Annotated in this window: 3 protein-coding genes; all 3 read right to left on the bottom strand. The window is 59.5% G+C overall.

The annotated features are described in order from the left end of the window. Positions 1 to 28 precede the first annotated feature (28 nt). On the bottom strand, positions 29 to 832 hold the full coding sequence (locus AX708_RS18815) for a hypothetical protein (protein WP_066531347.1): 804 nt from the start codon (positions 830 to 832) through the stop codon (positions 29 to 31). A 64-nt stretch (positions 833 to 896) separates the two neighbouring features. Continuing rightward, positions 897 to 1967, bottom strand: coding sequence for an AAA family ATPase (locus tag AX708_RS18810; RefSeq protein WP_067490616.1), 1071 nt, complete (start codon positions 1965 to 1967; stop codon positions 897 to 899). A 207-nt stretch (positions 1968 to 2174) separates the two neighbouring features. Further along, positions 2175 to 2634 (bottom strand): tyrosine-type recombinase/integrase (locus AX708_RS18805; protein WP_156454602.1); only part of this gene is annotated, 460 nt, incomplete at its 5' end.

The following is a 2634-nucleotide window of genomic DNA, read 5'->3' as shown; positions in this document are numbered from 1 at the left end:
TTCGCTGATTGTTCGCCCTTAGCGTTGTTTAGCGTACCATCCACGCTATGCCCTCCAGATGAGCGGCGAGCAGCGGATGTGCAGCGACCGGAACTCCGTCGAGCAGGGCCAGGATCGGTTCGCGCAGGTTGCCGACCGCAGCAGCGGTGCCGGCGTCTGTGACGTCCTCGATCTCGATCGTCGTCGCTAGGCTTTGCGGGCGGATGTGCATGACAGGCTCGAGGCTGGCGATGCCGCCTTCCGCCCGATCGATGATCTCCCGGATCGCGCGTACCGGCAAATCCACAAGCAGGGCATGATAGGCGATGTCGGGCAGCCGGGCACGCGAGATGATATCCCCGCCGCGTGCGGTCACTGCCGCGCGCACTTCATCTTCCCGTGCCTGGGCCTGAACCTCAGAGGCTCGGTAGATCAATTCGATCTCCAGCGGGACAAGCTCGTCCTCGCCGCGCTCCTCGATCTCCTCGGCGAGAAAACTGGCGTCGATTCGTTGGACCCTGTCCTGAGGCCCCCATGGTCGCAGATCGCGAAGCAGTTCGAACACGTCACGCCACGGCGTCTCCCCGAATTGCAGTTGATCGGCGTTCCAGCGCCTCCAAAGAGAGAGCAGTTCTGCGAGCGCGCGTGCGTCCGGAACAAGGAGGTAGGCAACGGGCTCCTTGTCGTCGTCGCTGCCTAACTCCTCCTCGTCGATCAGTTCGAGGCCGGGCACGCGCTGAACGGCTGCGGCAAAATTGTTTACCGAGCCACGGACTTCGAAGACGAGCAATCTCTCCGGTGCCAGGGCAGCCGGATCGGCACGCAGTTCGAGACCGCCCGGATCTCGCGCCAAAGCCTGGGCCAGGCGGTCGAATTTTGGGGCAAATGTGGCTTGCTGGCGATCCCGAGGGAAAGATTCAGGTGGTCGGGGAAATTTTTGCTGACCGGCGGGGCGTTGTCTTGATTGGTCTGGCGTCAGCCTCAGCAGGGGCTTGGTTGGATCGCTCGCCATCTACATTCCCGGGCCGTACGCGCGATTTCCATAGTTCAAGCTCTGTCTCGAGCGCATCATCGATCCCAATCTCCCCCAAACCCAATATCTGCCTGCGCCTCACATTTTGGCACAGGTCGAGCGCTTCGGCATAACTTACTTCGCCAAGGCGGGTCGCAAGCTTCTGTACAGTCATGCGCGGAGTTTCAGGCCAGCCAGAGATGACCCTGTCCAAAAACACCTCAAGCAGTTTACGATCGGGCTGTGGAAAAGCTAACCGCATCTGAAAGCGACGCCATACCGCGCGATCAAGCAACTCTGCATGATTGGTAGCCGCAACAACTATAACATACGGCGGCAATTGATCGAGTTGCATGAGCAAGAACGAGACCACGCGCTTGATTTCGCCGGTTTCATGGGTGTCGCCACGCTCTTTACCGATAGCATCAAACTCGTCGAAAAATAGGACGCTCGGCTGTGTGCGCACATAATCGAACAGTTTGCGCAGCCGGGCGTTGGTCTCACCAAGGTAACTGCCGATCAAAGCATCATAACGCACGACGAAGAATGGTAAGCCCAGCGCCTCCGCGATTGCCTCAGCAAAGGACGTCTTCCCGTTTCCAGGAGGCCCGGAAAGCAGAATCCGATGCCGTGGCTCATAGGCATGTGCGCGCAAAACATCAGCACGTATGTGCTCTTCGATCAGCTGACGACCATTCTCGCGCGCTGGCAACGAAAGGAGCAGATCATCAAATCTAACCCGCGCTTCGATTTCGATGATCGTGTCTCGACCTGGCCCGACCTGAGGCTGGGAGGTCGTGAGAGGCGGCGGCGTTACCGGCACGGTGCTTAGTGCGCGTTCGATGCGATCTGCAACGATGTGGTGATTTTTGGCTCGTTCGTCCGCCGCAATGGCCTCGGCCGCTGCGCGCAGCGTCTCACGGTCGCCAGCAACGCTGGCGCGAACGAGCGAGACGAGATGATCAGCGCGGGCCATTTTCTATGTTTCAGTCACTCAATCGGCAGGATCAAAATCGACTACCTGGGGAATCTAATGAAATTTTCCTGCGGTGTAATCAATTATTCGCGATCCAGCTCTAGCAGACCTAGCACGATAATGCCTCTGTCATATGTGACGCTCCGTAAGGGTACCTGAAACCAGGGACCATCGTGGCGCAAGCCAGCATTCCATAGCCTAGATTCTCTATAGAAAGCCCTCACCGGCGTGGTTCTCGAACAACGCGGCATCGCGAACATAACCGAGGAGCACCTCCACCTTCTTCTGACGCGATACCTCCTGCATCTTGGGCAGCGAGGCTCCGGCCTTGGCCGCCTCGGTCAGAAACCCTGAGCGCAGTGAGTGCGCACCGACTGCGGCAGGATCGAGCCCAACCTTTTCGGCGTAGCGCTGGATCAGGCGGGCAACCGAGCGATCCGACATGGGCTCCTTGGTCATCATCCCTTGTGCGTCGGTGCGGTAGAACAATGGACCAGCCTCCCCTCCCCTTACGCTGAGCCATTCGTTGAGGCGGGGACCGGGCTTGAGCACCTTGCCCGAGGGAACCGCGATGACCTGCCCTGCCCCCTCCTGGTCGGTCTTGGAATGCCGGATCGTCAGCTTGAGCCCCTCGCGCACCAGTTCGAGGTCAGCCAGCTGTAGCGCG

Source organism: Erythrobacter sp. CCH5-A1 (assembly GCF_001557115.1).
GTDB lineage: Bacteria > Pseudomonadota > Alphaproteobacteria > Sphingomonadales > Sphingomonadaceae > Erythrobacter.
The sequence above is the reverse complement of the archived record's forward strand: the minus strand, read 5'-3'. Positions and strand labels throughout refer to the sequence as shown.